The sequence below is a fragment of the Bellilinea sp. genome, assembly GCF_034432615.1.
Classification (GTDB): Bacteria; Chloroflexota; Anaerolineae; order Anaerolineales; family Anaerolineaceae; genus Bellilinea.
On sequence record NZ_DAOUBL010000367.1, the window covers coordinates 1 to 3,113 of the forward strand.

At 50.6% G+C, this 3,113-nt stretch carries 4 protein-coding genes; 1 reads left to right on the plus strand and 3 read right to left on the minus strand.

From position 1 onward, the window contains the following. A partial coding sequence (locus VAE48_RS16330) for a site-2 protease family protein (RefSeq protein ID WP_322794401.1) occupies positions 1–248 on the minus strand: 248 nt, incomplete at its 3' end. A 374-nt stretch (positions 249–622) separates the two neighbouring features. Between VAE48_RS16330 and VAE48_RS16335 the strand changes: the two genes are divergently transcribed. Further along, positions 623–1,519: a VOC family protein gene (locus tag VAE48_RS16335; protein ID WP_322794402.1), complete on the plus strand. Its 897-nt coding sequence runs from the start codon at positions 623–625 to the stop codon at positions 1,517–1,519. Positions 1,520–1,701: 182 nt separating this feature from the next. Here VAE48_RS16335 and surE read toward each other — a convergent pair whose 3' ends face one another. Together surE and VAE48_RS16345 are read right to left on the minus strand one after the other, a co-directional pair. Beyond that, on the minus strand, positions 1,702–2,493 hold the full coding sequence (gene surE / locus VAE48_RS16340) for a 5'/3'-nucleotidase SurE (protein WP_322794403.1): 792 nt from the start codon (positions 2,491–2,493) through the stop codon (positions 1,702–1,704). 180 nt (positions 2,494–2,673) lie between these two features. Further along, on the minus strand, positions 2,674–3,113 hold a 440-nt coding region (locus tag VAE48_RS16345), incomplete at its 5' end, for a class IV adenylate cyclase (protein ID WP_322794404.1).

The window sequence follows — 3,113 nt, forward strand, 5'->3', positions numbered from 1 at the left end:
CCGATGGGCAGCAGGGTGATATCTTTGGTCTGAATGCCGAACTTACGCGCAGCCAGGGCATGTCCCAGTTCATGCAGTACCACACACAAAAACAGAGCCAGCAGAAAACCCACGCCGGTAATGACCGCGTTCACCGAACGCCCGACCAGATAGTAACTGAATGCAACCCAGCCCAAAATCAGCAAAAAAGTTGCGTGAATTTGAATGTCAATTCCCGCCACCCGTGCAATTTTCAAAGACCATTTCATTTTTACGCCTCACTCACTCAATCCACGAATAACCAGTCTGTCCCAATAGGGGTTACCCTTATATTACTATATTGGTGAGCAAGTATCAATTTTTGATTAACAAAGTGTATAAAGCCCATAAAAACTAATTCCGTCGAGAATTCTTCTCTTCTGCCTCACCTCTTGAGAAAAAGGTTGTTGTAAAAGGCCAGTACAAGTGCGGAACAAAAAAATTTCTTATAAAGAATGAGGAATAATTGAAATTGCCTCTTGACTAGAACATAATTTCTGATATTATAGATAAAGAATATCATATTTTGGATTCATCGTTTCCCTCCTGACTGAGTGGATGAATCGCCCATTGTTTTTCTGAATATCATGAGAGGAGCAAAATCATGACCGTTGTAAACCGTAAAATCGTGCCATTTCTGTGGTTTGATAAGGTAAGTGACGAAGCAGTCAATCATTATCTTTCTGCCTTCCCGTCTTCATCCCTCCGCAGGGCTACAACTTTACCAGAAACACCCTCGGGTGTGGTAGAGATTTTTGCTGTTGATCTTTTGGACAGTGAATTCAATTTGATGAGCGCAGGGCCGGAGTTTAAATTCACCCCCGCCATTTCATTTCTGGTCGCCTGCAGCAGCGCAGCAGAGGTTGACACTATCTGGCAGCAACTTGTGCCGGGTGGCTCTGTGTTGATGGAATTGGGTAGTTATCCCTTTAGCGAACGGTTTGGCTGGCTTCAGGATAAATTCGGCGTTTCGTGGCAGATCATGTTTACTGGCCAGCAACCTATCCCCCAGCGAATGATTCCGTTTTTGATGTTTACCGGGGCGCAATGCGGCCGCGCAGAAGAAGCCATTCAATTCTACACTTCAATCTTTCCGAACAGTGGTGTGGAAGATATCCAGCGCTATCAAAAAGGGGAAGAACCGGATCAACCGGGGAGTGTGAAGTATTCCGAATTCAAGTTGTATGGGCAGTCGTTTGCTGCAATGGATAGTGCCTATGATCATGGTTTTACTTTCAATGAAGCCATTTCTTTTGTGGTGAATTGCGAAACACAAGAGGAAATTGATTATTATTGGGAAAAACTCTCCGCTGATCCTGAGGCAGAAATGTGCGGCTGGCTGAAAGATCGTTTTGGTGTATCCTGGCAGATTGTTCCAACAATCATGTATGAAATGCAGCAGACCAAAGATGCCGACCGCCTGGCACGGGTGACCGAGGCCTTTCTTCAGATGAAAAAATTTGACATTGCCGCTCTGCAGCGGGTTTATGAGGGCGGCTGAACCTGAGTGAGGAATCAAAAAAGGACTGTTGCTGCCGCAGGGAGATGGCGGCTGCAGTCCTTTGATCCTCTGCGCTGGGATGTAATCAAATTGTGGATGTTTCGCTTCACTACTGCATATTACCCAATCTGCCTGAGGTGTAAGTAAGTTTGTCCAGCACCTCATGAACCCCGGCAGACGGATTATGACGCGGAAGCGTTTTCCTCGTTTTCCCACTCCCACTGATTGAGTTCGGGGAACAATGCGTAAGCCGTCAGGTCAAGTTTGAGCGGTGTGATGGAAACAAAACCATCCGCCACGGTACCGATGTCGCTGCCGCGTTCGGGAATGCCGGTCGGTGAATCGCCGCTGATCCAGTAATACGGGCGGCCGCGCGGGTCCACCCGCGAATCGAGTTTATCGTGATAGACGCGCAATCCCATCCGCGTCAGGCGGTATCCCTTAATCTGCTCCAAAGGCAAAAACGGGATGTTGACATTCAGCAGGTTGCCTTCCGGCAGGCCGTTCTGAATGACGGCGCGGGTAACGCGGCGGGCAACCTGCAGGGCTGCTTCAAAATCTGCCAGAACGAGGTGGTTTTTGGGTGAGTCCAGCGAAAAGGCAATCGCCGGCAGCCCCCAGATGGCCGCTTCCATTGCCGCCGTAACCGTACCGGAATAGGTAACATCATGACCGAGGTTGGCATACGGGTTGATGCCCGACACGACCAGATCTACCTTTTCACCCAGAAAATTGCAAATCGCCAGCGCCACACAGTCGGATGGCGCGCCGTCGGTGGCAAAGGCGGGGGTGCCGTCATCCAACGGCATTTCCTTGACCCTCAGCGGCCGGTCGAGCGTCTTGACATGCCCGGAAGCCGACCAGTTGCGGTCGGGGGCCAGTACGCTGACCTTGCCAAGCGGTTTGACCGCCTGCGCCAGCGCCAGCAAGCCGGGCGCATGAATGCCGTCATCGTTGGTAACCAGTATGTGCATGAATTTCCTCCCGGTAAAAGTTGCGCCGTGTTCCGTTCCCCTGACGGAAAAGAAGGCTGATCTTATCTTATCGTTTGAAGATTAGCAATCCACAAAAAATGGATTAAGATCAGGTAAAAATTATTTTAATGATCAAGACAATCTGATCGTCTGGACGAACGTGGGTGACTTTTGGAGTTGCTACCCATCCGCGTAAGCCAGCCCGATAACTCCCATATCCAGCGGCTTATTGCGGAAGTTTTCAAAGGTCAGGTCACGCATTTCCCAGCCGGTGGCAGATTTGAGGTGATCGAACAGGGTGTAATACCCCATCGCGATACGCGCTTCCCAGTCCAGTTGAAGTTGCTGTGCCAGATGGTGAATCGTATCCGCATCCGGCGCTTCAATTTCACAAAAGCTGCCAAACGGCATTTCATCCAGTACGATCTCGGCTTCGCCCAGGCGGTAGGTGGTGCGGTACTTTTCATAAATCATGCTGACCTCGAAGCCCAGCGCTTCCAGCAGACGGCGGCAGGCATCTGCATCGCTGACTTCCACCTCCACTCCCTGACGAACGGCTACCTCGGCGCCGGCTTGCCCGGCGCCTTTGTAGGTGAGCAGCGCGTGCCCATCCTGCCTCA

Bases quoted from the DNA above. Each gene is read 5' to 3' on its own strand.
- surE (WP_322794403.1), bottom strand. From the start codon at position 2,493: ATGCACATACTGGTTACCAACGATGACGGCATTCATGCGCCCGGCTTG.
- VAE48_RS16335 (WP_322794402.1), top strand. From the start codon at position 623: ATGACCGTTGTAAACCGTAAAATCGTGCCATTTCTGTGGTTTGATAAG.